The sequence below is a fragment of the Candidatus Accumulibacter phosphatis genome, assembly GCF_000024165.1.
Taxonomy (GTDB): domain Bacteria; phylum Pseudomonadota; class Gammaproteobacteria; order Burkholderiales; family Rhodocyclaceae; genus Accumulibacter; species Accumulibacter phosphatis.
The window spans coordinates 2,247,698-2,272,863 of record NC_013194.1; the positions used below are offsets into that span (position 1 = coordinate 2,247,698).

At 64.5% G+C, this 25,166-nt stretch carries 27 protein-coding genes; 14 read left to right on the plus strand and 13 right to left on the minus strand.

Annotation, left to right across the window (positions count from 1 at the left end; genetic code table 11):
- The first annotated feature begins 71 nt into the window (after positions 1-71).
- The 5 genes from phoU to CAP2UW1_RS09940 all read left to right on the plus strand — a co-directional run bounded on the left by phoU (position 72) and on the right by CAP2UW1_RS09940 (position 4,614).
- Complete coding sequence (phoU, locus tag CAP2UW1_RS09920; protein ID WP_015766488.1) at positions 72-770, plus strand: phosphate signaling complex protein PhoU; 699 nt, start codon at positions 72-74, stop codon at positions 768-770.
- Positions 767-1,492, plus strand: a complete 726-nt coding sequence (phoB, locus tag CAP2UW1_RS09925) for a phosphate regulon transcriptional regulator PhoB (RefSeq protein WP_015766489.1) — start codon at positions 767-769, stop codon at positions 1,490-1,492. The genes phoU and phoB overlap by 4 nt, the downstream gene beginning before the upstream one ends.
- A complete protein-coding gene (phoR, locus tag CAP2UW1_RS09930; protein ID WP_015766490.1) occupies positions 1,489-2,799 on the plus strand; it encodes a phosphate regulon sensor histidine kinase PhoR in 1,311 nt (436 codons plus the stop codon). The genes phoB and phoR overlap by 4 nt, the downstream gene beginning before the upstream one ends.
- A 365-nt stretch (positions 2,800-3,164) precedes the next feature.
- Positions 3,165-3,863, plus strand: coding sequence for a hypothetical protein (locus tag CAP2UW1_RS09935; protein WP_015766491.1), 699 nt, complete (start codon positions 3,165-3,167; stop codon positions 3,861-3,863).
- A 274-nt stretch (positions 3,864-4,137) separates the two neighbouring features.
- On the plus strand, positions 4,138-4,614 hold the full coding sequence (locus tag CAP2UW1_RS09940) for an ecotin (RefSeq protein ID WP_015766492.1): 477 nt from the start codon (positions 4,138-4,140) through the stop codon (positions 4,612-4,614).
- A gap of 120 nt (positions 4,615-4,734) precedes the next feature.
- On the opposite strand, the gene CAP2UW1_RS09945 is transcribed toward CAP2UW1_RS09940, so the two are convergent.
- A complete protein-coding gene (locus CAP2UW1_RS09945; protein WP_015766493.1) occupies positions 4,735-5,202 on the minus strand; it encodes a YidB family protein in 468 nt (155 codons plus the stop codon).
- 241 nt (positions 5,203-5,443) lie between these two features.
- On the opposite strand from CAP2UW1_RS09945, the gene CAP2UW1_RS09950 reads away from it, so the two are divergent.
- Positions 5,444-6,175 (plus strand): S1 family peptidase, encoded by a 732-nt coding sequence (locus tag CAP2UW1_RS09950; protein ID WP_015766494.1) that lies wholly within the window; start codon positions 5,444-5,446, stop codon positions 6,173-6,175.
- Here CAP2UW1_RS09950 and pstB read toward each other — a convergent pair whose 3' ends face one another.
- The 9 genes from pstB to CAP2UW1_RS09995 all read right to left on the minus strand — a co-directional run bounded on the left by pstB (position 6,176) and on the right by CAP2UW1_RS09995 (position 14,479).
- Complete coding sequence (gene pstB / locus CAP2UW1_RS09955; protein WP_015766495.1) at positions 6,176-6,973, minus strand: phosphate ABC transporter ATP-binding protein PstB; 798 nt, start codon at positions 6,971-6,973, stop codon at positions 6,176-6,178.
- 43 nt (positions 6,974-7,016) lie between these two features.
- The gene (gene pstA / locus CAP2UW1_RS09960) at positions 7,017-7,973 is read right to left on the minus strand and encodes a phosphate ABC transporter permease PstA (RefSeq protein ID WP_015766496.1); all 957 of its coding nucleotides are present in this window, start codon (positions 7,971-7,973) and stop codon (positions 7,017-7,019) included.
- Between the two features lie 2 nt (positions 7,974-7,975).
- Positions 7,976-8,872: a phosphate ABC transporter permease subunit PstC gene (pstC, locus tag CAP2UW1_RS09965; protein ID WP_085953056.1), complete on the minus strand. Its 897-nt coding sequence runs from the start codon at positions 8,870-8,872 to the stop codon at positions 7,976-7,978.
- Positions 8,873-9,037: 165 nt separating this feature from the next.
- A complete protein-coding gene (locus CAP2UW1_RS09970; RefSeq protein WP_015766498.1) occupies positions 9,038-10,042 on the minus strand; it encodes a PstS family phosphate ABC transporter substrate-binding protein in 1,005 nt (334 codons plus the stop codon).
- A 116-nt stretch (positions 10,043-10,158) separates the two neighbouring features.
- Positions 10,159-10,500 (minus strand): hypothetical protein, encoded by a 342-nt coding sequence (locus CAP2UW1_RS23680; RefSeq protein ID WP_015766499.1) that lies wholly within the window; start codon positions 10,498-10,500, stop codon positions 10,159-10,161.
- A gap of 94 nt (positions 10,501-10,594) precedes the next feature.
- Positions 10,595-11,623 carry a PstS family phosphate ABC transporter substrate-binding protein gene (locus tag CAP2UW1_RS09980; protein ID WP_015766500.1) on the minus strand — a complete coding sequence of 343 codons (1,029 nt, stop codon included), beginning with the start codon at positions 11,621-11,623 and terminating at the stop codon, positions 10,595-10,597.
- 213 nt (positions 11,624-11,836) lie between these two features.
- Positions 11,837-12,784, minus strand: a complete 948-nt coding sequence (locus tag CAP2UW1_RS09985; protein WP_015766501.1) for a metal ABC transporter substrate-binding protein — start codon at positions 12,782-12,784, stop codon at positions 11,837-11,839.
- Positions 12,785-12,803: 19 nt separating this feature from the next.
- Entirely contained in the window at positions 12,804-13,685 is an 882-nt protein-coding gene (locus tag CAP2UW1_RS09990; protein ID WP_015766502.1) for a metal ABC transporter permease, read from the minus strand.
- Entirely contained in the window at positions 13,682-14,479 is a 798-nt protein-coding gene (locus tag CAP2UW1_RS09995) for a metal ABC transporter ATP-binding protein (RefSeq protein ID WP_015766503.1), read from the minus strand. The genes CAP2UW1_RS09990 and CAP2UW1_RS09995 overlap by 4 nt, the downstream gene beginning before the upstream one ends.
- A 423-nt stretch (positions 14,480-14,902) precedes the next feature.
- On the opposite strand from CAP2UW1_RS09995, the gene CAP2UW1_RS10000 reads away from it, so the two are divergent.
- Entirely contained in the window at positions 14,903-16,822 is a 1,920-nt protein-coding gene (locus CAP2UW1_RS10000; protein WP_015766505.1) for a PhoX family protein, read from the plus strand.
- A gap of 50 nt (positions 16,823-16,872) precedes the next feature.
- Here CAP2UW1_RS10000 and CAP2UW1_RS10005 read toward each other — a convergent pair whose 3' ends face one another.
- Entirely contained in the window at positions 16,873-17,085 is a 213-nt protein-coding gene (locus CAP2UW1_RS10005; RefSeq protein WP_015766506.1) for a zf-HC2 domain-containing protein, read from the minus strand.
- Positions 17,082-17,735 carry a sigma-70 family RNA polymerase sigma factor gene (locus CAP2UW1_RS10010; protein WP_015766507.1) on the minus strand — a complete coding sequence of 218 codons (654 nt, stop codon included), beginning with the start codon at positions 17,733-17,735 and terminating at the stop codon, positions 17,082-17,084. The genes CAP2UW1_RS10005 and CAP2UW1_RS10010 overlap by 4 nt, the downstream gene beginning before the upstream one ends.
- A 317-nt stretch (positions 17,736-18,052) precedes the next feature.
- On the opposite strand from CAP2UW1_RS10010, the gene ald reads away from it, so the two are divergent.
- A complete protein-coding gene (gene ald, locus CAP2UW1_RS10015) occupies positions 18,053-19,171 on the plus strand; it encodes an alanine dehydrogenase (protein WP_015766508.1) in 1,119 nt (372 codons plus the stop codon).
- 42 nt (positions 19,172-19,213) lie between these two features.
- Here the strand turns inward: ald and CAP2UW1_RS10020 are convergent, their stop codons facing one another.
- A complete protein-coding gene (locus CAP2UW1_RS10020) occupies positions 19,214-20,023 on the minus strand; it encodes an inositol monophosphatase family protein (RefSeq protein WP_015766509.1) in 810 nt (269 codons plus the stop codon).
- A gap of 65 nt (positions 20,024-20,088) precedes the next feature.
- Between CAP2UW1_RS10020 and CAP2UW1_RS10025 the strand changes: the two genes are divergently transcribed.
- The 6 genes from CAP2UW1_RS10025 to iscU all read left to right on the plus strand — a co-directional run bounded on the left by CAP2UW1_RS10025 (position 20,089) and on the right by iscU (position 25,118).
- Entirely contained in the window at positions 20,089-20,886 is a 798-nt protein-coding gene (locus tag CAP2UW1_RS10025; protein WP_015766510.1) for an RNA methyltransferase, read from the plus strand.
- A 59-nt stretch (positions 20,887-20,945) separates the two neighbouring features.
- Positions 20,946-21,698: a serine O-acetyltransferase gene (gene cysE / locus CAP2UW1_RS10030; RefSeq protein WP_015766511.1), complete on the plus strand. Its 753-nt coding sequence runs from the start codon at positions 20,946-20,948 to the stop codon at positions 21,696-21,698.
- A gap of 57 nt (positions 21,699-21,755) precedes the next feature.
- On the plus strand, positions 21,756-22,250 hold the full coding sequence (iscR, locus tag CAP2UW1_RS10035) for a Fe-S cluster assembly transcriptional regulator IscR (RefSeq protein WP_015766512.1): 495 nt from the start codon (positions 21,756-21,758) through the stop codon (positions 22,248-22,250).
- Between the two features lie 16 nt (positions 22,251-22,266).
- The gene (locus CAP2UW1_RS10040) at positions 22,267-23,424 is read left to right on the plus strand and encodes a cysteine desulfurase family protein (protein WP_015766513.1); all 1,158 of its coding nucleotides are present in this window, start codon (positions 22,267-22,269) and stop codon (positions 23,422-23,424) included.
- Between the two features lie 69 nt (positions 23,425-23,493).
- Entirely contained in the window at positions 23,494-24,705 is a 1,212-nt protein-coding gene (locus tag CAP2UW1_RS10045; RefSeq protein WP_015766514.1) for an IscS subfamily cysteine desulfurase, read from the plus strand.
- Positions 24,706-24,728: 23 nt separating this feature from the next.
- Positions 24,729-25,118, plus strand: coding sequence for a Fe-S cluster assembly scaffold IscU (iscU, locus tag CAP2UW1_RS10050; protein WP_015766515.1), 390 nt, complete (start codon positions 24,729-24,731; stop codon positions 25,116-25,118).
- Positions 25,119-25,166: the final 48 nt, after the last annotated feature.

Sequence of the window (25,166 nt, forward strand, 5' to 3'; positions counted from 1 at the left end):
GTCATCTTGCCGTAACATAGCCACCTTAAGCTTCCTGCATCCCTCCTGTTTCCCGACGCGAGCCTTGCCCCATGAGCGATCACCTGAGCAAACAGTTCGATCTCGAACTCGAAAACATCCGTACCCGCATCCTGCAGATGGGCGGCCTGGTCGAGCGACAGGTGCTGGCGGCGGTCGACGCGTTCAGTACCGGCAATCTCGAGGAAATGCAGCAGGTGATCGACACCGACAGCGAAGTCGATGCCTACGAGGTCGGGATCGACGAGGACTGCACGCTGCTGATCGCCCGCCGGCAACCGACCGCGCGTGACCTGCGTCTGATCATGGCGATCTCGCGCGTCGTCACCGACCTCGAGCGCATCGGCGACAAGGCCTCCAAGATCGCCAACATGTCGCGCAAGCTGCGTCTGGCCGGCAGTCAGCGCATACCGCGCCTGTCCGACGTCCACCATTCCGGCAGGCTCGCCACCGACATGTTGCAGGGCGCACTCGATTCGCTGGCGCGCATGGACGCCGAGACCGCCCGCCAGGTCATCGGCTCCGACAAGGCGATCGACGCCGCCTTCAACGCCATCCTGCGGCAACTGATCACCTACATGATGGAAGATCCGCGCACGATTACCGAAGCACTCGACATCATCTGGATCGCCAAGGCCATCGAACGGGTCGGCGATCACGCGGCCAACATCGCCGAGAACGTCATCTACGTGGTCAGCGGCATCGATGTCCGGCATACCGCGGCGGTCAGGAAGAAAGCGGACGAGGCATGACCCGACCGGCTTCCAGTCTGCCGCAGGTCCTCGTCGTCGAGGACGACAAGGGCATTCAGGAACTGCTGCGCTTCACGCTCGTCTGCGGCGGCTATCAGCCGCTCTGCGTCGACACCGCCGAAGCGGCCGAGGCACTATTGCGCGAGACGCTGCCGGACCTGGCGCTGATCGACTGGATGCTTCCCGGCAAGTCCGGTCTGGCGCTCACCGGGCGCTTGCGCAGCGATGCGCGGACGCGCCACCTGCCGATCATCCTGTTGACGGCGCGTGGCGAGGAGACTGATCGTGTCGCCGGCCTCGAAGGTGGCGCTGACGACTACATCGTCAAACCATTCAGCCCAAAGGAACTCGTCGCCCGCGTACACGCGGTGCTGCGCCGTTGTGCGCCCGAATTCGTCAAGGGCACGCTGTGCGCCGGCCCGATCGAACTCGACACGGTCAGCCACGAAGCGCGCGTCGATGGTCAGCGAATCACTCTGACGCCAACCGAGTTCCGCTTGCTGCGCTTCCTGATCGCCAACCCCGGGCGGGTCTACTCGCGCCAGCAGCTGCTCGACAACGTCTGGGGCGATCACGTCTATATCGAAGACCGTACGGTCGATATCCACATCCGGCGCCTGCGCGTCGCTCTCGGCCCGGCAGCCGAGCAGATGGTCGAAACGGTGCGCGGGGTAGGCTACAAACTGATCGGGCGAGCCGAGTCGACGCAGAACGCCCCATGAGCCCCGCCGGGCCGTGGTTCGCGAAGACCCTGCTGACCGGTTTGCTGCCGATCGTTTGTCTGGCCGGGTTGGTCTGGGCGCTGCACGGCCCGGCCGCGGGGTGGGCGGCAGCCGCGCTGGCTTTCATGCTTGTCGTCGTGGTGCAGACCAGGCGGCTGGCGGTCCTCCTGGCGTGGCTCGATAGCCCGGGCAGCGCCGGCTTCCCGGACACCGGTGGCGCCTGGGGCGACGTTTTCCTCAGACTCTCGCGCAAGTTGCGTCACGACGCGCGCACCCTCGAGGCGGTCGAGGCGCGCCTGCGCTCCTTTCGCGACGCCATGGACGCCGTCCCTGATGGTCTGGTGATCCTTGACGCCAGCCACCGGATCCAGTGGCACAACCGTGCCGCCGAGGCGCACCTGGGAATTCGCCTGCCGCGCGATACAGGCGCGATCATCGAGCAACTGGTTCGCACGCCAGGTTTCGCCGACTACCTTGGCAGTCCGGACCCGACCGCCTCCTTTCTGCTGCAGTCCGCAGCCTTGCGGACGCGCGTGTACGCGCTCCGGGTGGTCCCTCTCGGCGAGCAGCACAAGCTTCTCGTCAGCCTCGACGTAACCGATGCCCGGCGTGTCGAGTCGATGCGCAGCGAATTCGTCGCCAACGTCTCGCACGAATTGCGTACTCCATTGACCGTGGTCAGCGGCTTCCTGGAGCATTTTGCCGACGAGGGCACGATGAGCGCCGATCAGCGCCTGCACTTTGCGCGTCTGATGAGCGACCAGACCGCGCGCATGCTGAGTCTGGTCGACGATCTGTTGACGCTGTCGAGGCTGGAGGCGGAGGACGCCCCGGCGAGCGAAGAGGACGTCGATATGGCCGATCTGCTCGCGCAGCTGCTGTCCGAAGGGCAAAGCCTCAGCGAAGGTCGGCATCGTCTGGCAGTCAGCTGTCGCGGCCCCGCCTTGCGCGGTGACCGCAAGGAGTTGCACAGCGCCTTCGGCAACCTGGTGTCGAACGCCATCCGCTATACGCCGGCTGGCGGCGCTATTGCGATCGAGTGGACGCTTCGCGACGGTAACGGGATGTTTTCCGTGCGCGACTCCGGTGTCGGTATCGCCGCCCAGCACCTGCCGCGCCTGACCGAGCGCTTCTACCGTGTGGACCGCGGCCGTTCGCGTGACACCGGCGGTACCGGCCTCGGACTCGCCATCGTCAAGCACATCCTGTTGCGCCACCAGGCGACGCTCGCCATCGAGTCGCAAGTCGGCGAGGGCAGCACCTTCTGTGCCGAGTTTCCGGCCTGGCGGTTGAAGTCCGAGGTCTGAATCGGGAGTTGCCGGGAGAGCCTTGGATGCTTGTCGTGATCGGCCGACCGTGGCGGCGATCGCGACTGTGGCGCGACCGGTCTTCCCGAGCGGGGTGGAACAAGCCGAGTCCATTGCCCGTCGTCGGAAGACCCGAGGCGCTCGGCGGGACGGGCGTCGGATGCCATTGCAGGGGCCTCAGGGACCCATTTCGTGATTGACCCTGCTTCCTGGGGACTCATATACTCTCCCTGGTGTCGTCGGATTTCCTACCCTGCTGAACCCTCAAGAGGAGGCCATCGTGTCCCGGGCAAAGGGCCTTTTCCTGATCTGGGTCTGTCGCGGCGCGGAGCCCGCACTGGCCGCTCAGGTCCGTCCTTGCGAAGATGATGCCGCCTGACTCGGCGACGACTGCCGCGCAATTCCTGCGCGCGCCGCGCGCCGCGGCCATTGCCGGCATTCTCTTCTCATTGCTGCTGATGGCCAGCGTGTGGTTGCTGCGCGAGTCGCTTCCCCAGGACCCGCTGGAGGCGGGTACCTGGTTACAGACGAGTTCGCAGTCCGTGGCGACGGCGCTGCATCTGATACCCTTTGCCGGGATCTCTTTCCTCTGGTTCATCGGGGTGCTGCGTGACCGTCTCGGCGCTCGCGAGGATCGGCTGTTTGCCACCGTCTTTCTGGGCAGCGGACTGCTGTTCCTGGCCATGTTGTTTTTCTCGGCGGCCGTCGTTGGTGGACTGGTCGTGACTTACACGGCGGAGCCGACGCGTGTGCTTGGCTCCGCGACTTTCAGCGTAGCGCGCGCGATCAGCTACGAGGTGATGAACGTCTATGCCGTCCGAATGGCGGGCGTGTTCATGATCGCGACGTCCACACTGGCGCTGCGAACCGGCTTCATTGCCCGCTGGATTGCGCTCGTCGGCTATGCCCTGGCTTTATTGCTGCTGCTCACTAGCCGGTACATCGACCGACTCATCCTGGTATTCCCGCTGTGGGTGCTGCTGACCAGTTGCTACATGCTGCTCGACGACCTGCGGCGTCGCGCAAAGGAGAAGGACCCGCAGGACTTCAGGAGCGAAGGTTGATAGCCAGGATATCGCCAGGACCGGCCGGCGGGACGGTGGACGATCGGCGGCAACAGGAGAAGGCGTGCCGTTGCGACCGGCGATTCACTGCGCAAAGCGGGGGCATTTACAGTCGCCGAGTAGTCGCCAACCCCCCCGTTCGCTCGTCGACCACGCTGTCGCGCCGCGATGGCCACCGAAGCTTTTCCGCCGGCTGCCGCAGTGGTACGTGGGCGCGAGCGGCATGCGCGGGCGACCAGGTCCTTTCTCCTTTGGACGGCTTTGTGGAGGCGTTATGAGACTGTTTGGTTTCCTGGGTGCCCTGTGGTTTCTCCTGGCCGTGTCTGCGGTGCCGGCCGCGGATGACATGCGGGCGTTTCCTGCGGCCGAAGGGGGGATGGTCCGTTACGTCCTGCAGCTTCCGAAACAGGGCGAGGAGTCCGATTTCAAGGTCGAGTTGATCGTTGGCAAGACCGTCGACGTCGATGAACGGAACAGATACTTTTTCGCTGGTCGGATCGAGGAGGAAACGATCAAGGGCTGGGGGTTTCCGCGCTACGTGGTCAGCGCCCTGGGCCCGATGGCGGGGACCTTGATGGCCATCGATCCGGACGCGCCCAAGGTGAGCCGCTTCGTCGCGCTTGGCGGCGAACGCTACCTGATTCGCTACAACAGCCGCTTGCCGGTGGTGGTGTATGCACCTGCAGGCGTTGAAGTCCGCTATCGGATCTGGAGCGCTGCTTCGGAGGCCAGAGGCATGGAAAAGGGCTGAGTTGGGCTGAACTGGGCTGAACTGGGCTGAACTGGGCTGAGCGGCGATTCGCGCGCAGCGGTTGGAGCGCTTGGTGGCCAGTCCGGACTGCTGTCCGGGTGTGCCGCTGCCCTCAACGGATCAGCGTCTCGCCAGCAGGCCGCCGAGCATGCCCATCAGCTCGCCGCCGCTTCCCAGCCCTTCTTGCGGCGCCGCACCGGAAGGCGTCAGTTGATCGATCAGGCCCGGCAGAACCTGGGACAATTGGCCGGCCGCTGCCCCGGTGTCGGTGCCCAGGCTGGCGGCCAGATCCGCCATCACGTCGGAGCCCAGCACGGCGGTCAGCTGGTTGCCGGAAATGGGCTGGTTCGGACCCGATCCGACCCACGAACCGAGTACGTCGCCGAGGCCGGCCTGCTGGAACTTGCCCATCAAGCCGCCCAGGCCGCCCTGGGCGCCATCGTTGGCCAGCAGGCCCGTGATCACTTGCAGCAGTTGCGGGTTGCTGAGCAGGGTGCCCAGCATGCCGGCCAGACCGCCACCCTGAGTGGCGTCCGCTGCCTGCTGTCCGCCGAGGACCGAGCCCAGTACCGAATCGAGCAAACCCATGGTGCATGTCTCCTTTCAATCGAGAAAAATTGTTCAGTGCTTGCCGGTGCCGGGCGCTCAGGTGTCGGATCGACCAAGGTGGGCGCACGCTGCATTCTCGGCCAATGGACGCCAGTCAGCAAGCAACTTCAGCGCGGCGCGGTGGCCGGCCAGCAGCGAGCCGACGCGCCGACGCGCTCATCGATGCCCTAAAATGGTCGGCTGCCACCACTGACTGACCCGCGCTCGCGAAGGCGAATCCATGATCGACACCATTCTGCTCACCGCCGCGCGCATCTGCACGTTCGACCACCAGCGCGCGCTGACCAACGCCAGCGGGTTCTTCTTTGCGCGCGGGGACAGGCTGTTCGTGGTGACCAGCCGGCACGTCATGCGCGACAAGCCAAGCCGGCATGCTCCCGATCGCATCGAGATCGAGTTGCACATCGATCCTGCCAACATGGCCGGCTCCACCGGCTTCTCGATCCCCTTGTATCGCCATGGCAGCCGCCTCTGGCGCCAGGGTCTGGATGCCGCTGGCGACATTGACGTGGCGGTGATCGAGATCGACCGCGGCGCGCTACCGCCGACCACCGTCTATCGCGCCTTTACGCCGGCGCACCTGGCCGGCCCATGTGACTCGGTGGAGGTGGGGTCGTCGCTCCTGGTGGTCGGTTTTCCGCTCGGCTTCCACGATACCCTGCACCACATGCCGGTGGTCCGCCAAGCCGTGATCGCCTCCTCATTCGGCCTGCGTTTCAAGGGCGAGGGCTATTTCCTGACCGACGCACGCACGCACCGGGGGACGAGCGGCGCGCCCGTCGTCATGCGTCTTCCGCGCGCGACGGTGGCGCACGGCGACCTCCCCTGGATGCTGCTGGGAGTCCACTCGGCCCGGTTGGACGTTGGCACTCGCGATCTCGAACTGGACGAGGCGCTCGGTCTGAACAGCGCCTGGTACGCCGATATCCTGATGACTCTCACCGAAGCCTGATCAACCGAAGCGCCCGGTGATGTATTCCTCGGTCAGCTTCGACGAAGGGTTGGTGAAGATCTTCTTGGTGTCGTCGAACTCGATCAACTGGCCGATGTACATGAAGGCGGTATAGGCCGAGACGCGTGCGGCCTGCTGCATGTTGTGGGTGACGATCAGGATTGTCACCCGCTCCTTGAGTTCGCTGACCAGTTCCTCGATGCGTGCCGTGGCAATCGGATCGAGAGCCGACGTGGGCTCGTCGAAGAGCAGGATCTCGGGGTCGGTGGCGAGCGCCCGGGCGATGCACAGGCGCTGCTGCTGGCCACCGGAGAGGTTGAAGGCGAGGTCGTTGAGCCGGTCCTTGGCTTCGTCCCACAAGGCGGCGTCGCGCAACGCTTCTTCCACCTTCTCGTCGATTACATCTTTCTTGCGTTCGCCGCGCACGCGCAGGCCGTAGGCGACGTTTTCGTAGATGGACTTGGGAAACGGATTGGGCTTCTGGAAGACCATCGCGATGCGCATGCGCACCTCGATCGGGTCGACCTGCGGCGAGACGATATTGACGGCGTCGGGATAGAGCAGGATCTCGCCCTCGTAACGCATGTTCGGGTAGAGGTCGTGCATGCGGTTGAAACAGCGCAGGAAGGTCGACTTGCCGCAGCCCGAGGGGCCGATCAAGGCCGTGACCTGATTTCTCTCAACCGGGAAATCGATGTTCTTCAGCGCCTGAAAGTCACCGTAGTAGAAATTCAGCGCATTGACCTGTGCCTTCAGTTCGGCCTGCGGTTTCGGAGTCAGGGTAGTTACGGTGCTCACGATGGCTTTCCTTGTTGGTTTCTCTTCACACCATGGCGGCGGCTCACCACTTGATCCGCTTGCGGAAGTGGTAGCGGATCCAGATGGCGATCGCATTCATCGACAGGGTCATCACCACCAGCACCAGTCCTGCCGCCGCCGCGTTGGCCTGAAAGGCCGCCTCGGGACGCGAGATCCAGTTGAACATCTGGATCGGCATGACGGTAAACGGCGCGGTCAGCCAGTCGAAGGAGATCAGATGTCCCGGGTTGCCGAAGGGCGAGGGCGGCAGGAAGGCGATGAAGGTCAACGCGCCGATGGTGATGATCGGGGCGGTTTCGCCGATGGCGCGCGCCAGTCCGATGATGACGCCGGTCATGATCCCCGGCAGCGAATAGGGCACGATATGGTGAGCGACCACCTGCCATTTGGTCGCGCCGCAGGCATAGGCCCCCTCACGGATTTGCTGCGGGATCGTCCTGATCGCCTCCCGGGTGGCGACGATGACCACCGGCAGGATCAGCAGGGCCAGCGTCAGCCCGGCCGCGGCGATGCTCTGGCCGAGGCCGAACTGGTAGACAAAGAGTGCCAGCGCCAGGAGTCCGTAGATGATCGACGGCACGCCGGCCAGATTGGTGACGTTGATCTCGATGATGTCGGTCAGCAGATTCTTGGGAGCGTACTCTTCGAGATAGATGCCGGCGCCCACACCGAGCGGCACGGCCACCACGGCGGTGACCAGCATCACCAGAATCGTGCCGACCCAGGCCGAAAGTATGCCGGCGCTGGCGGCCCGGCGCGATGGAAAACTCGTGAAGAAGTCCCAGGAGAGGTGCGGGAATCCGTTCACCAGCATCTGGCCGAAAAGCATCGCAAAAACCAGCATCGCGAACATCAGGGCAGCAACGCCAAGCAGGCCGAAGAGCCAGTCCAGTGTCTTGTGCCGGGCGATGAGGTGACGTACCGCCTGCAGGTGGGCATCGGGCGAGCCGTCGGCGACGGTGAGTGAGTCGGCTGGCATTGTCAGTAAGCCTCGCGAAAGCGTTTGCGCAGGATGTGGCCAATGATGTTGAACAGCAGCGTGATCAGCAGCAGCGTCAGGCCGGCGGCGAAGATCGTCTGGTAGCCGATCGATCCGTGCGGCAGGTCGCCAAGGGCCACCTGAACGATGTAGGCGGTGATCGTTGCTGCCGGTTCGGTCGGGTTGAAGGTGAAACTCGGCTGCATGCCGGCGGCGATGGCGACGACCATGGTCTCGCCAACGGCGCGCGAGATGCCGAGAATGTAGGACGAGGCCAGGCCGGAGAGTGCTGCCGGCGTGACGACGAAGAGGGCGGTCTGCAGGCGCGTCGCACCCATCGCGTAGGACGCCTCGCGCATGTTCATCGGCACCGCGCGCATGGCGTCCTCCGACAGGGAACTGACGTAGGGGACGATCATGATGCCCATGACCAGCCCGGCCGAGAGCATGTTGAAGCCGGGCAGGTCGGGGTAGAACCTCTGCAGCAGCGGCGTCACGAAGAGCAGGGCGAAGTAGCCGTAGACGATCGTGGGCACCCCACCAAGCATTTCCAGGAAGGGCTTGGCCACCTCGCGGACGCGAAAGGGGGCGAACTCCGAGAGATAGATGGCCAGGATGGTTCCCAGGGGGATGGCCACCAGCAGGGCGACGACCGTCGTCGTCAGCGTGCCGGAGAGCAGCGCGATGATGCCGAAGTGCGCGTCGTCGAAAAGTGGCGTCCACTGCGTGTCGGTGAGAAAGTCGATCAACGGCACCGTGCGGAAGAAGAGGATCGATTCCCAGACGAGAATCGCAACAATGGCAAGCGTCGTGAACACCGAAACCAGCGCGGCGAGCAGCAGCAATCCTTCGATGCCGCGTTCCGTCAGGCGGCGGCGCAGGTTCATCGATCGACGCATCGATGCGGCCGCCGGCGGCTGGCCGGCGCCCGCTTCCAGCAACGGTGGTGAAAGGGGTTTCAAGGGAATGCTGCTCATCGTTCGAGCCCTGGACGACGTCAATTAGGGCGGAGCGGCCTGATCACCCGCATGGCCGTTCCGGTTCACGGGGTCGGTGGTGCCGGCTCAGAGCTGAGCTTCGCGCTTCATCAACTGTTCGATGGTCAGGCCGACCTCATTCTGGCCGCCAAAGACGGTGCCGAGCTTCTTCTTGGCGAGGTGTTCGAGGTTGCCGGTGTAGGCCTTGGCGGGTAGCGGGATGTACTTCACTTCCTTGACCAGTGGCGCGGCGCTCTTCATGTAGAACTCGACGAACTCCTTGACCTCCGGTTTCTCCAGCGACTTCTCACTGACGTAGATGAAGATCGGCCGTGACAAGGGCTGGTACGAGCCGTTGTCGACGTTCTCGGGCGTCGGTGCTACCGGTCCCTTGCCACCGTCGATGGCAACAGCCTTCAGCTTCTTCTGGTTCTCGATATAGTAGGCAAAGCCGAAGTAGCCGAGCGCACCCTTGTCGCCGGAAATTCCCTGCACCAGGACGTTGTCGTCCTCCGACGCGGTGTAGTCACCGCGGCTCGACTTGGCCTTGCCGACAATCGCCTCGGTGAAGTAATCGAAGGTGCCGGAATCCGACCCAGCACCGTAGAGCTTGATCTTCTGATCCGGCCACGCCGGGTTGACGTCCTTCCAGCTATTGATCTTGCCCTGCGCACCCGGTTCCCAGATCTTCTTGAGCTCGGCGACGCTCATGCTCTTGATGAACGCGTTCTGCGGATTGACCATCACCGTCAGTGCGTCATACGCTATGGGCATTTCGTAGTAGCGGATGCCGGCCTTGGCGCAGTCGTCCATTTCCTTCTTCAGGATCGGCCGCGAGGCGTTGGCCACGTCGGTCTCGCCGCGGCAGAACTTCTTGAAGCCGCCCCCGGTTCCGGAGATGCCGACGGTGACATTGACGGCGCCTCTCTTGGCTTTCTGGAACTCCTCGGCGACGGCCTCGGTGATCGGGAATACGGTGCTTGAGCCGTCGATCTTGACGACTGCCGGCGCCGCCGATGCCGACGCAGCGAAGGACAGCGCGGCCAGTAACGTCATGGCGAGCACGGCCGCCTTGGGCAACATTTGATTCATGATGAACTCCTTATTGTCTGTGGATCACAACTTCGGAGCGGATTCTGCGCTGGCCATGTGACAGCTTGATGACATTGGCCCGCGCGGTCCTTGCTTGCAGCGGGCCGGGCAGCCGGTTAGGGTGTCTGGTGGGTGGCCGGTTCCGGGGCGATCACGTCGCGTATCGCCGCATTCAGGTCGGTGCGGTCAAGCAGGGCGAGCAGCATCAGGCCGGCGCGAACGAGTTCTCCCTTTTTCGTGCTGACTCCCTCACGGCCAAGACGCTTCCTGAGCTTCGCGAGTTCCCGGTACTCACCTTCCGGCAGCCGTACACTGCAGCGGACCGTCTTGACTTTCTTTGCCGTCCCGGGCTTGGGCGGTGGCGTCTCCGTGGCCGTTCGGGCGGCTCTTCGGCGTTTCAGTTCGACGGCGGCAGCGCTGAGAGCTTCAGCGTTGGACCGCTTGGCGGGTGATGACATACAAATCTCCGTGGTAGGTGAGGGTGATGGGTTGCGACGACGAGGGCTGCCGGCCTCTGGTAGCGCCGGCAATGGCCTTCTGCGCGGATGTTGGTCACGAACCGTGCATCAGTGCCCTGAGGATCTGCAGCGAGTCGATGGGCCGCAAGCGCCCCTTGTCCTCGCCGCCATAGACGGTGCCGACCTTCTTGGCCGTGATGCGTTCAAGGTTCTCGTTGTACGCTCGCGCCGGCAGCGGCAGGTAGTTCACTTCCTCGACCACCCTGGCCGCATTCTTCATGCTGAAGTCGACGAATTGCCTGACCGCCGGTTTCTCGATCGACTTTTCACTGACATAAAGGAATATTGGACGCGAGAGCGGCTGGTAGCCGCCACTGCGGATGTTGGCGATCGTCGGCAGGACGGCATCCTTGCCGTCACCGATCGCCACGGCCTTGAGCTTCTGCTGGTTCTCGACGTAGTAGTCGAGAGCCACATAGCCCAGGGCGTCCTTGTCGGCGGCAATCCCCTGCACGAGCACGGCGTGATCTTCGGCGGTCGTGGCGTCGGCGCGGCTCGCCTTCGCCGTGCCAACGACCACCTCGGTGAAATACTCGAACGTTCCGGAATCGGCGCCAGGAGCATAGAGCTTGATCTTCTGGGGCGGCCAGGCCGGGTTGAGATCCCGCCAGGTAGTGATCTTGCCCTGTGCCCGCGGCTCCCACAGTTTCCTCAACTCCGCCACGCTCAGGCTGCTGACGAAGCTGTTCTGTGGATTGACCACGACGGTCAGCGCATCGTAGGCAAGCGGCATCTCGTAATAGCGGACGCCGGCCTTGGCACAAGCCTCCATTTCCTTCTTGAGGATGGGTCGGGAGGCGCTCGCGATGTCGGTTTCGCCGCGGCAGAACTTGGCGAAGCCGCCGCTGGTTCCGGAGACGCCGACGTTGACGTGCACCTCATGCAGCCTGGCCCGCTGGAACTCCTGGGCCATGGCTTCGGCTATCGGATAGACGGTGCTCGAGCCGTCGATCTTCACCACCGCCTCGGCGCCGATGGCGAGCGGGCTGAAGGCAAGCGCGGCGGAAAGGACGAGCGATGTGACGTACGTGGCTGGAGAGGGGACTGAGAGAAGGCGTTGCATGAGGAGTCTCCTTGGTCGACATGGATCGGAACGACGGAGTAATCATGCGTCGATTTTGTGACGGAATGATGACGGCTCGCCGTTGTCGGGAATTCTACCGCCGCGGCGAAGGTCGGTCCGGTTCTTTTGCCGGGGAGGCCGGGGGAGCTTGCGGGCTGACGCCGGTCGCTCCGCGGGCGCACCGACAGCCTGGCCGCCGAACGGGCGTCGGCGTCAGTCGGCGAGCGCGGCCTCGATAGTCCGGGTATTCTCCCGCATCATCCCGAGGTAGGTGTCGGCCGGGCTGCCGGCAGTCGCCAGCGAGTCGGAGTACAAGGTGCCTCCGACGCGCGCGCCGGACTCGCGGCTGATACGTTCGAGGAGGCGGGGGTCGGCAATGTTCTCAATGAACATCGCCCTGATCTTCTCCTTGCGGATCTGCCGGATGATTGCTGCGATGTCGGCGGCCGAAGGTTCGGCATCGGTGCTGATGCCGACTGGAGCGATGAAGCGGAAACCGTAAGCACGGCCGAAGTACGCAAAGGCGTCATGCGAAGTTACCACCTTGCGTCGTGCAGCCGGCAGTGCGCCGAGGGTCGATCGAATCTTGCTGTCGAGCGCGCCGATCTCCCGGTTCAGGCGGGCGGCGTTGGCCTGATAGACAGCTCTACCGGCGGGGTCTACGTCGACTAGGGCCGCGGCGATCGTGTCCACGTAGCGGCGGCCGTTGGCCAGATCCTGCCAGGCGTGCGGGTCGACATCGTCGGTGTGGGCGTGCTCACGTGATCCATGCTTGTCGACGTCTGTACGCTCGAGGCGGATCGCGTTGATGCCCTGGCTGGCGACGACGAGCTTGCCGCGATAGCCGGAGGACTTGATCAGGCGATCGATCCAGCCTTCAAAACCCAGTCCGTTGACGATCACCAGTCTGGCGCGCGCCAGCTTCTTCGCGTCGGCCGGGGTGGGCTGGTAGACGTGCGCGTCGGCGCCGGGGCCGACCAGCGTGTGGACCTCGACACGCTCGCCGCCGATCTGCCGTGTGAGATCGCCGAGTATGCTGAAGCTGGCGACCACCGGCAGCACATCGGCCGCCGCGGTCCGATCGGTAGAAACGAGTATGCCGAGCACCAGCAGGGCAATGGCCGTCAGGCGGTGCAGGGGAAGCCGGAGGATGGATGACATGCGCGATCTCCCAGAGCGTTCAGCGCTCGAAATGCCAGCTCGTCCGCCAGCGGCTGGCGAGCGGGGCGAGTGGCCCGATGGCCAGTGACAGCAGGTACAGGGCACCGAGAGTCAGGACGATCGCCGGTCCGGCTGGCACGTTGATGTAGTAGGAAAGAAGCAGGCCGCTGGTCGACCCGAGGAGCGCAGTGAACACGGCGAGCAGCAACAGCGGGCCGATACTGCACACCCAGAGGCGGGCGGCCGCTGCCGGCAGAATCATGATGCCGACCGCCATCAGCGTTCCGAGTGCGTGGAAGCCGGCGACCAGATTGATGACCAGGAGAGTCAGAAAGCCGTAGTGGGCCAACGGTGCGAGCCGGCTGATGCGCGCCAGGAAGGCCGGGTCGCAGCTCTCGAGCACGAACAGCCGCAGCCCGATGGCGAGTGCCACGACCGACAGCGAGGTGAAGCCGGCGAGCAGGAGAAGCGTGGCGTCGTCGAGCGCCAGGACGCTGCCGAAGAGGACATGCAGCAGGTCGACGCTGCTGCCGCGTAGCGAGATGATCAACACGCCGGCGGAAAGCGAGAGGAGATAGAAGGTGGCGAGGCTGGTGTCTTCCCGGATCACCGTGTTGCGGGCGACGCCGCCGGCCATCACCGCTACCGCCAGGCCGGCGATCAGACCACCGATCGTCATTGCCGGCAAGGACAGCCCGGCGAGCAGGTATCCGACCGCGGCGCCCGGCAGGATGGCGTGCGACATCGCATCACCGGCCAGGCTCATCCGGCGCAGCATCAGGAAGACGCCGATCGGCGTCGCTCCGAGCGACAGTGCCAGGCAGCCCGCCAGCGCCCGGCGCATGAAGCCGAATTCGATGAAGGGCGAGAGCAGCGGCATGTCGGACAGCGCTTCGATCATTCGACGTTGCCCACGGCGTGACAGACCGGAGCGTGCGCATCGTCGCCGCGCCCCTCGGCGAGGCGGCGTGCGCGCAGCAGATTTTCTTCGCTGAGGACACTTGCGGTATCGCCGCGGGCGACGACCTCGCGTGCCAGCAACAGCGTCTCGGGATATTCCTGCCGCACATGTTCGAGGTCATGCAGGACGGCGATCACCGTTCGTCCTTCGCTGTGCCAGCGCCGGACCAGTGTCGCCAGATCGCGGACGCTGGCCGCGTCGATGGCGCCGAAAGGCTCGTCGAGCAGGACCAGCGGCGAGTCCTGGAGCAGGACGCGGGCAAACAGGGCCCGCTGCAACTGGCCACCCGAGAGGGTGCCTATGGCACGGTTCTCCAGGCCGGCAAGGCCGACGACGCCAAGCGCATGTTCGATGTTTCCGCGCTGCGTGCGGCTGAGTCCGGAGAAGGCCCCGATTTCGCGCCACAGCCCCATCGCCACGAAGTCATGAACGACCATCGGGAAGCTGCTATCGAGGGTCGTCGACTGCGTCAGATAGGCGATCTGCCGGCGTTCGAGGCCGTTCAATTCGATCCGGCCCTGCAGTGGCCGCAGTTCGCCGGCAATCGCCTTGAGCAGTGTCGACTTGCCGGCACCGTTGGGGCCGACGATGGCCAGCAGGCTGCCGGCGGCGACTTCGCCGCGCAGATGATGTACTGCTGGATGCCGGTTGTAACCAAGAGTCAGGTTCTCGAAGCGCAGGATCGGCTGGGCGCGCGCAGGCACGAGACCGTTGGTCGGCAGCGGCGCGTTCAAGCGAGAGCCCAGAGGACCGTCGTCCACAACAGGGCCAGCGCGGCGCCCGCCCAAATCAGGCGCGCCGGGGCGCTGGCGCAGAGAACCGGGTTGCGGCTCACGACACGCGGCGAGACGGTCGGGGGAGTAATCGAAGGCATCAGGGGTGAGGGCAGACGACAGGTGCACGGCTCGGCTTGGGCATGGGACGTGGATCTTGCCTCGTTAACCAGTCAAATGCAACCGTGTTGCGTAATGCCTTGCGAACGTGCCCGGCAAGGGAGTCCGCCTCCAGTGGCCGCTCGCCGACGCTAGTTGTGACGTGGCGGCAGGAAGTGGCAGCGAATGCCTGGCGTGCCAAGGGGGAGGTCGCTTCCGGGCACACCGACGAAGGGGGCAGGGGGATAATTGCGGCTTTCGGCGAACTGCGAGGAGAAGCAGCCAGTGAAGGACGACTTGCTCAGCAACGACAGCGCCAACCCGCATCTGGAGCAACTGCTCGGAGCGCGTGCGGCCGGTTCGGCAACGCGGCGCCAGATTCTGCAAGCCGGCCTGGGTAGCGCCGCGCTGGCGTTCTTCGGCCTGCCGGCGCAGGCTGCTGGGGGTGGCGGGTCAGCGATCGGTTTCCGGCCGATTGCCGCGGCGACTGACGATGCCGTACGGGTGCCCGAGGGTTACACGCTCCAGTTGCTGTATGCCTGGGGCGATCCGATCTCTCTCGGCCCAGCGTTTCGGGGCGACGCAAGCAACAGCGCGCCCGAACAGGCCGAGCAGGCGGGAATGCATCACGACGGGATGCAGTTCTTTCCTTTCGTCAATGATGGCCGTCCGTCGTCGACGCACGGTCTGCTGTGCATCAACCACGAGTACACGGACGAGGGTCTGTTGCACGTTGGCGGTACGGCCGCCTGGAGTCATGCCAAGACGCTCAAGTCACAGAACGCGCACGGCATCTCGGTGATCGAAGTGCAACTCCGGGGCGGCGGCAGCGAGCTGCGCTGGCAGATTGTCAGGCCCTCGGCCTACGCGCGCCGGATCACGGCACGCACGCCGATGCGCATCGACGGTCCGGCCGCCGGTGCCGTGGACATGCGCACGCGTGACGACCGGCGCGGCAACGTCGTTTTCGGCACGCTCGCCAATTGCGCGATGGGGCTAACGCCCTGGGGTACCTACCTGAGCTGCGAAGAGAATTTCAACGGCTATTTCAACGCCAGCGGGACACCGACGGCGGCGCAGAGGCGCTACGGGATTCGCGAGGGGGGGAGCGGACTGCGCTGGCATGAACACGACAGCCGCTTCGACGTCGCGAGCGAGCCCAACGAGGCCAACCGCTTCGGCTGGGTAGTCGAGGTCGACCCGTGGCAGCCTGGTCGGCCGCCCGTAAAGCATACGGCACTCGGTCGCTTCAAGCACGAGGGAGCGACCGTCACGCTGGCCAGCGACGGGCGGGTGGTTGTCTACATGGGTGACGACGAGGCGTTCGAGTACATCTACAAGTACGTTTCGCGCGATCGCTTCATCGCCGGGAGTTCGGCGACCAGCGGACGCTGGCTCGAGGTCGGGACGCTGTACGTCGCGCGTTTCGAGGCTGATGGGCGCGGTCAGTGGGTCGCCCTGCAGCATGGGCAGAACAACCTGAACGAGGCGAATGGCTTTGCCGGTCAGGCCGAGGTCCTGATCCGGGCGCGCCAGGCGGCCGACCTGGTCGGCGCGACGAAAATGGATCGGCCCGAGTGGATTGCCGTGCAGCCGCAAAGCGGCGAGGTCTACTGCACCCTGACCAACAACCGCCAGCGGGTAACTGCCGACGCCGCCAATCCGCGTGCGGACAACGCCTTCGGCCACATCATCCGCTGGCGCGAGGACGCGGGCGACGCCGCGGCCGGCCGCTTTTCCTGGGACATCTTCGTTCTCTGCGGCGACTCCCAGCATAGCGACGCGAACAAGCGAGGCAACATTCGCGGCGATTCCTTTGGCAGCCCGGACGGCTTGTTTTTCGACCGTGCAGGCCGCCTGTGGATTCAGACCGACGTCCCGGGCCGTCTCATGAACCACGGGGATTACCAGCGGATCGGCAACAACCAGATGCTCGTCGCCGATGTTGCCAGCGGCGAGATCCGGCGCTTTCTCACGGGTCCGTCAGGCTGCGAGATCACTGGGCTGACGGCAACGCCTGATTCGTGCAACCTGTTTGTAAACGTTCAGCATCCCGGGGAGGTCCCCGGTGCACGTTCCGATCCGGCCAGACCGCTGGCTGTCTCGGGCTGGCCCGCCAATCAATTCGCCGAGGTGACCGGCGGCCGACCGCGGTCCGCCACCCTGGTCATCCGCCGTCGGGATGGCGGAGTCGTCGGCACTTGACAGGCGTCCCCGGCCCCGACGGCAGGTGCTCGCGGGCGGCCGTGCGTCGCTCACTCGCGGGTTGGCGACGACGCTGTGGGTGGTGTGACGTCGGCGGGCGGCGTCGCCCGGCACGCCTGTCGCAAGAAGGGGATCTGCCGCTGGTAGTTGCGGCAGCCGACACAGAGCAGCGAGTGAAGGCGCAGTGAAAAACGCTCGCTCCCGGCGAGCCCGCGATCCATCTCGTCTGACATCAGCCTGACGGCTTGCTGGCAGTTCATCATGCGCCCCGGTCCCCCGTCGTGAACCACTTTTGATCGAGGCACAGGCGCAGCCCCATACGCGCCCGGTGCAGCACGACCCAGCAGTTGTTGCTGCTCATCGATAGTTCGCTGCAGATTTCGTCGGTTTCCAGCCCGAGCATTTCGCGCATCATGAAGACACGGGCTGTTCCCGCCGGCAGGCGGTTCAGGCAGGCATCGAAGACCATCCAGAAGCGCTGGTCCTCAAGACTCTTCGCCGGGTCTCCCCAGCTTGCCGGCCGCGAGTCGTTCTGCCAGTGGCCGTTGCTCCTGAACAAGGGGTCGAAATCGGCATCGTCGATCTCCTCTTCGGGAGCCTGGTAGCTCGGCTCGCGCACCCGCCGCCGGATGATGTCGACGATCTTGTTCCGGAGAATCGAAAAGACCCAGGTCTTCAGTTTGGCGCGTTCGGCGAAGCGGTCGGCGCCCTCGAGCGCGGACAACATGGCTTCCTGCACCGCGTCTTCGGCACTCGCCTGATCACGCAATTGCAGCACCGCAAAGCGCAGCATGTCGCGGCGAAAGCCTGCCAGTTCGCCGGCGATGGTGGCAGCGGCCGGCGGGAGCTTGCGGCTGTTATCGGCGGCGGCGGGTGGCCGGCCATCGACCCCGCCGGCATCGGCGGAGTTCATGTGGCGTCACCGTCGGCGGGAAACCTCAGCGAGGGGAGACAAGCGAGCACGGATGGAATCTCTCAAAGGTCGGGATTCGGGTTTGCTTCGGGCGACTGCCGCCGTCCCGACCGGCGGCGCAGCGCATGGGGCAGTGTACCTGCAAGCGAGGGCGCAGAACAACATTGTCCGCTGGTCGGCATCGACGTGATGGACGCCACGGCAGGCCAGGATGCTGCCCGCGGTCACACGCCGCGTTGGGCAAAAAAGCCGCCGGCAATCCGGAAATCGCATAAGATGAGCGGCCCGAAAACAAGACTACTGGCAAGGAGACGAGGATGCTGATCGGCGTACCCAGGGAAATCAAGAACCACGAATATCGCGTTGGCCTGACTCCGTCATCGGTGCGGGAGATGGTCGCGCATGGTCATCAGGTGACGGTTGAAACCGGTGCCGGCCGAGGTATCGGTGCCACCGACGAGGTCTACCAGAAAGCGGGCGCAAGCATCGCGTCCACCGCGGGGGAGATTTTTGCCAGCGCGGAAATGATCATCAAGGTCAAGGAGCCGCAGGCGGCCGAGCGGGCGATGCTGCGCGCGGGACAGATCCTCTATACCTATCTGCACCTCGCTCCCGATCCCGAGCAGTGCGCTGACCTGGTCGCCAGCGGCGCCGTGTGCATCGCTTATGAAACCGTCACCCAGCCTGGCGGCGGTCTGCCCCTGCTGGCGCCGATGTCGGAAGTCGCCGGCCGCCTGTCGATCCAGGCCGGTGCCTATTGCCTCGAGAAGGCGCACGGCGGCATGGGAATCCTCCTGGGCGGCGTTGCCGGTGTGCCGTCGGCGCGGATTGTCATCCTCGGTGGTGGTGTCGTCGGCACGAACGCCGCGCAGGTTGCTGTCGGTACCGGTGCCCAGGTGGTGGTCATCGACCGCAATATCGATGTCCTGCGCCGCATCGATCACGTGCTCGGCGCACGCGTGATGACCGTCTTCTCGAACCGGGACAATGTCGAGCAGCAGGTGCTGCGCGCCGATCTGGTCATCGGTGGCGTGCTCATCCCTGGGGCCGCGGCGCCGAAGCTGATCACGCGCGACATGGTCGATGCGATGAAGCCGGGTTCGGTGATCGTCGATGTCGCCATCGATCAGGGTGGCTGCTGCGAGACTGCAAGAGCCACGACGCATGCCGATCCGACCTACATGGTGGGCAATGTGGTGCACTACTGTGTGGCCAACATGCCCGGCGGCGTCCCGCGCACGTCCACCTATGCGCTGAACAACGCGACCTTGCCGTTCGCCCTGCAGATCGCCGACAAGGGTTGGCGCCGGGCCCTCGAGGACGACGAGCATCTGCGCAATGGCCTGAACGTCGCGTTCGGCAAGCTTACCTGTCGCGAGGTGGCCGAAGACCTCGGCTACCCGTATCACGATGCCCTGGCGGTTATCAGGGGGTAGGCGAACCGGCGGCTCGCCACCCGGCGCGCCGCCGGCGTTTGCTCAGGCCATCAGCCCGGGTGTGCGGTGGGCGTCGATCACCTGCAGCAGTTGCGCAAAGATTTTCGGGGTACCGGCGACGACGTTGCCAGTCTGCAGGTAGGTCTCGTTGCCGGCCAGATCGCCGATCAGTCCGCCGGCCTCGGAGATCAGCAGCGCGCCACCGGCGATGTCCCAGGGCGACAGACCGAACTCCCAGAAGCCATCGAAGCGGCCGCAGGCGACGTAGGCCAGGTCGAGAGAGGCGGCGCCGGGGCGGCGGATGCCCGAACTCTTCTTCGCCAGTTCCTTGAACATCGCCAGGTAGGCATCGATATGCTCATAGACGCGATAGGGGAAGCCGGTGCCGAGCAACGCGTCGTCAAGGCGGATGCACTTGCTCACGCGTATCCGGCGGTCGTTGAGGAAAGCACCGCCGCCCTTGCTGGCGGTGAACAATTCGTTGCGGACGGTGTCATAAACGACCGACTGGGTGATCTGTCCGCGGTAGGCCAGGGCGATGGAAATCGCGTACTGGGGAAAGCCGTGGATGAAGTTGGTTGTCCCGTCGAGCGGGTCGATGATCCACTGGTAGTCGCTGCCGCCGGCGTGGCCACCGGTGTGCCCCGACTCTTCTGCTAAAATGCCGTAGTCGGGATAGGCCTCGCGCAGCACCTCGATGATCGCGGCCTCGGCCGCCTTGTCGACTTCGGTGACAAAGTCACTCTGGCGCTTGGTCGTGATCTGCAGGTGACCCAGGTCGAGCGAGGCGCGGTTGATGATCTGGCTGGCGCGCCGCGCCGCCTTGATGAGGATGTTGAGAACTGGATGCATGGCTTTAAAGAACCCGACGGGCTGCTGGTGCTGCCCGATTGGTGTGAAGAATTCCCGATTCTAATATGAACAGGCCTGCCAGGTCTCCTTCTTCCGGTGTGCCGCTCGAGCGCATCCGGATAGTTCTCTCGCACACCAGTCACCCGGGCAATATCGGCGCGGCGGCGCGGGCAATGAAGACGATGGGCGTGTCGCGTCTGGTGCTGGTCAATCCGAAACGTTTTCCCGACGACGAGGCGGTGGCCCGTGCCGCCGGCGCCGACGACATCCTGGGGCAGGCGCAGGTGTGTACGACGCTCGATGCGGCGCTCGCCGACACCGTCTGGGTCTGCGCCGTGTCGGCACGGCACCGCAATCTCGGACCGCCGGCGCTGCCGGCGCGTCAGGCAGCGGTCGACCTTGTCGCCAGAGCAGGGGCCGGCGAGGTGGCGTTGCTGTTTGGCAACGAGACTGCCGGTCTGTCGAACGCCGAGGTGCAGCGCTGCCGGCAAACGGTCTTCATTCCCGCCGATCCTGGATATACCTCGCTCAACCTCGCGGCGGCCGTGCAGTTGCTGTGCTATGAACTGCGCCTCGCCGCTTTCGCCGGCAGCCCACCGGTGGTGACGCGGACGATGCCTTTTGCGTCGCCGCCGGCGGTGCATCAGGACGTCGAGCGTTTCTACGCGCATCTTGAACGCGTGATGGTGGCGAGCGACTTCCTCGACCCGGAGCGGCCGCGCCGGCTGCTCCCGAAGTTGCGGCGCCTGTTTGGACGAACTGAACTTGAAAGCGACGAGATCAACATCCTGCGCGGGCTGCTCGACGCCGTCGAGCGCAAGCTGGCCGGCCCGGGGCGGAGTGGGTCCGGCAATGCAAGATAGTGGACTTAAACAGTAGGGTATTATAGAATGGCCCTACCTGCCAAAGGACTTCCCGAACCATGTTCAGCCGCGTGCGCGAAGACATCCAATCCGTATTCGATCGTGACCCTGCCGCCCGTACCTCCTGGGAGGTGCTGACCTGTTACCCCGGGGTGCATGCCATGATCGGGCACCGCTGCGCACACTGGTTGTGGACTCACCGCCTGCGCTGGTTTGGCCGCCTCGTCTCGCATCTGACCCGTTTCCTCACAGGCATCGAGATCCATCCGGGAGCGACGGTGGGGCGCCGTCTGTTCATTGATCACGGCATGGGTGTCGTGATCGGCGAGACGGCGGTGATCGGCGATGACGTCACTCTCTATCATGGCGTTACGCTCGGGGGCACCTCGTGGAACACCGGCAGGCGCCACCCGACGCTCGCGAACGGCGTCGTCATCGGGGCCGGCGCCAAGGTGCTCGGACCGATCACCATTGGGGCCGCGGCGAAGGTTGGTTCGAACGCCGTGGTCGTCAAGGATGTGCCGGCGGGAGCGACCGCGGTCGGTAATCGGGCACGCATCATCGACGACGAGCAGGCCCGCAAGCGTGAGGAAATGGCTGGGCAGCTGGGCTTCTCGGCCTATGCACTGGCCGGCGATCAGGACGATCCGCTGGCCAAGGCGATCCATGGACTTCTCGACCACGCGGTCGAGACTGATCGGCGCCTCGAGTTGCTGCTCAGGAAACTCGAGGACGCTGGTGTTCCTGTCGAAGCGGAGTTGGCGAAAGCCGACCAGTTCGACCCGCAATACCTGAGTAAAATAGTTGACTAATCTGCGATGGGTCACTATACTGTACTAACCCGATCAACTATTAAAAGTGGAGACGACATGAGACTGACAACAAAAGGACGGTTTGCGGTGACGGCGATGATTGATCTGGCGTTGCGCTGCAGCGAGGGGCCAGTGACTCTGGCAGGGATCAGCGAGCGGCAGAAGATCTCGCTTTCCTATCTGGAACAGTTGTTCGGCAAGCTGCGGCGTTACGGTCTTGTCGACAGCGTGCGTGGCCCGGGAGGTGGCTACTGTCTGGCGCGGCCGACCAGCCAGATGACCGTGACCGATATCATTCGCGCCGTCGATGAGCCTCTCGATGCGACGCAGTGCGGCGGGCGCGAAAACTGCCATGACGATGAGCGCTGTATGACTCATGAATTGTGGACGACACTCAACGAGAAGATGTTCGATTACCTGAGTTCGGTGACTCTGAACGAGCTCGTCGATCAGCAACTGCAGCGTCAGGGTGGCAACGTATCCGTGCTGCATGATGCGCGGCGGCGAGTCGGTTCGCGACCCCGTGCCAAGGTCATGTCCCTCAGCAGCTGAGTATCGGTAGTCGACCATGTTTGCGCCCGTCTATCTCGACCACAATGCCACGACGCCGGCCGACCCGGCCGTTGTCGAGGCGATGCTGCCCTGGCTGGCGACCCGCTTCGGCAACGCCTCGAGTCGGCACGAGTACGGCCGTGCAGCGCGGCGGGCGGTTGACGAGGCGCGCAGCCAGGTCGCTGCGGCGGTGGGCGCGCATTCAACGGAAGTCGTGTTTACCAGCGGGGGCTCGGAGGCCAACAACCTGCTGATCAAGGGCGCGGCCGCTTGCCTGAAACCAGGCCTGCTGGCGGTGAGTGCTATCGAACACCCGTGCGTGATCAGGCCGGGCCAGCAGTTGGTCCGGCGTGGCTGGGTGGTCCAGGAACTGGCCGTTGACAGTCTCGGTCGGGTTGATCCGGGGCGTTTCGAGGCGGTGATGGCGCAGAAGCCGAAGATCGTTTCGGTAATGCTGGCCAACAACGAGACCGGCGTCCTGCAGGATATCGAGCGGCTGGCCGAGCGGGCGCGCAGCGTCGGCGCCTGCTTCCACACCGATGCTGTCCAGGCGATCGGCAAGGTGGCCGTCGATTTTCGCCGTCTGAATGCGGCCGGCGTGCAAGCGCTGACCCTGTCGGCACACAAACTTGGCGGCCCGAAGGGTGCGGCGGCACTGGTTCTCGACAAGCGTGTCGACGTCGAACCGCTGATTGCCGGGGGTGGCCACGAACGTGGCTTGCGCTCGGGTACAGAGAACGTCGCCGCGATTGTCGGCTTTGGCCTGGCCTGCGAACTGGCCGTCGGCCGGCGGGCGGATCTCGCCCGGCGTCTGCTGGGCTTGCGCCGACAACTCGAGTGCGGCCTGCTCGCCTGCGGCGCGACGATCTTTGGCCAGGCTGCCGAGCGGCTCCCGAACACGGTGTATTTTGCATTTCCCGAACTTGACGGCGAAACGCTGGTCGGAAAGCTCGATCGTGCGGGCTATGCGGTTGCCAGTGGCGCTGCCTGTTCGAGCGCCAACCCGGAACCGTCGCATGTGTTGCGCGCCATGGGCGTGTCGCCGGAGCTGGCACGCGGCGCGGTGCGCGTCAGTCTCGGCGGCGACAACACGCAGGAACAGATCGACGGTTTCCTGTGCACGCTGCAGGCGACCGTGGCCAGGCTGCAGCACTTGACGGCGATGTCCGTCTGAAGGGTTGAGCGACAGCGAGATGAACAAACCGCACAACATGGACAACCTGTACAACTCGGAGCAAGAGCAATGCTGAAACTGCCCATCTATCTCGATTATTCGGCAACCACACCGGTTGATCCGCGCGTCGCGGAGAAGATGATTCCTTACCTCTTCGAGAAGTTCGGCAATCCCGCCTCGCGTTCGCACTCCTTCGGCTGGGAAGCAGAGGCGGCCGTGGAGGAAGCACGCGAAGAGGTGGCCAAGCTGGTCAACGCCGACCCGAAGGAGATCGTCTGGACCTCAGGTGCCACCGAGTCCAACAACCTCGCGCTCAAGGGGGCGGCACAGTTCTATTCCGGCAAGGGCAAGCACGTGGTAACGGTGAAGACCGAGCACAAGGCCATCCTCGATACCTGCCGCGAACTCGAGCGCCAGGGTTTCGAAGTCACCTACCTCGATGTGCGTGACAATGGCCTGCTCGATCTCGAAGTCTTCAAGGCGGTCCTGCGGCCGGACACGATTCTGGCGTCGGTGATGTTCGTCAACAACGAGATCGGCGTCATCCAGCCGATCGCCGAAATCGGCGAGATCTGCCGCGCGCGCGGGGTCATCTTCCATGTCGACGCCGCCCAGGCGACCGGCAAGGTGGTGATCGATCTGGAGGCGCTGAAAGTGGACGTGATGAGCTTTTCGGCGCACAAAACCTACGGCCCGAAGGGCATCGGCGCCTTGTACGTACGCCGCAAACCGCGCGTGCGCCTTACTGCACAGCTGCATGGCGGGGGACACGAGCGCGGCTTTCGTTCCGGCACGCTGCCGACGCACCAGATCGTCGGCATGGGCGAGGCCTTTCGCCTGGCGCGCCTGGAGATGGGCGCCGAGAGCGAGCGTATCCGCATGCTGCGTGATCGATTGCTCAAGGGACTTTCGGACATCGATGAGGTCTATGTGAATGGCGACCTGGAGCAGCGGGTCCCGCACAACCTGAACATCAGCTTTGCCTATGTCGAAGGCGAGTCGCTGCTGATGGCGATCAAGGACCTCGCCGTGTCGTCCGGATCGGCCTGCACCTCGGCCTCGCTCGAGCCGTCCTACGTGTTGCGGGCGCTTGGTCGCGAGGACGAGTTGGCGCACAGCTCGATCCGCTTCACGCTCGGGCGCTTCACGACCGAGGAAGAGATCGACTACGCGATCAGGCTGCTGCACGAGAAGATCGGCAGGCTGCGCGAGCTTTCGCCGCTGTGGGAAATGGTCCAGGAAGGCGTGGATCTGAGTACGGTCCAGTGGGCCGCTCATTGATGAAGTATTGAAGGAGAAACAACATGTCATACAGTGTGAAGGTCTTGGATCACTACGAGAATCCCCGCAACGTCGGGTCGTTCGGCAAGGAAGAGGAGGGTGTGGCGACCGGTATGGTCGGTGCGCCCGCCTGTGGCGATGTAATGAAGCTGCAGATCAAGGTCGGCAAGGGAGGCGTCATCGAAGATGCCAAATTCAAGACCTACGGCTGTGGTTCGGCGATTGCGTCGTCTTCGCTGGTCACCGAGTGGGTCAAGGGAAAGACCATCGATCAGGCACTGGACATCAAGAACACCCAGATCGCCGACGAACTGGCTTTGCCGCCGGTCAAGATCCACTGCTCGATACTCGCGGAAGATGCGATCAAGGCTGCCGTCGCCGACTACCGGAAGAAGCACGCCGAGAGCGTGTGACATCGATCACCCACCAGCAGCAAACGGTATTCACAGCAGGAGGTTATG